The sequence below is a fragment of the Corallococcus sp. AB049A genome, assembly GCF_003668885.1.
Lineage (GTDB): Bacteria > Myxococcota > Myxococcia > Myxococcales > Myxococcaceae > Corallococcus > Corallococcus interemptor.
The window spans coordinates 1-414 of sequence record NZ_RAWL01001280.1 but is presented as its reverse complement, the minus strand read 5'-3'; the positions used below and the strand labels follow the sequence as shown (position 1 = coordinate 414).

Sequence of the window (414 nt, the reverse complement as noted above, 5' to 3'; positions counted from 1 at the left end):
GAACAGAAGATCGTGAATGCCTTCTGCAAGCAAGCTACCGACCTGGGAGAGTTTCTAGGATTCCCCAATAACGTGATTGTGAGCTGGCCGTGAACATACTCAAGACCAGAGTACTTGTCCTAACCTGTTGCTATTAGGCTACTGGAATCCAATATTTGAAGCGCTTCTACCTCTTCAACTCGCCCATGACCTACGAACCGAAAGCCATAATGCGCTGCGCCATGTTTCTTGCAAACAAGATCGAAGACCACAAGATGGACTGCGAAGTCTATGCCTCTCGCCTGCCGAAAACGACAAAGGAACAAGTCTTGGCTCCCGAGTTCCTGATTACGCAGGCTCTCCGCTTCACGTTCGACATTAGGCATCCATTCCGGGGTCTGAACGGAGGACACATGGAGATGGCCGCTATTGCAC

General features: G+C 50.5%; 1 protein-coding gene. It reads left to right on the top strand.

The window, feature by feature from the left end:
- Positions 1-155 precede the first annotated feature (155 nt).
- The coding region (locus D7X55_RS45215) for a hypothetical protein (RefSeq protein ID WP_233610478.1) at positions 156-414 on the top strand (259 nt) is incomplete at its 3' end.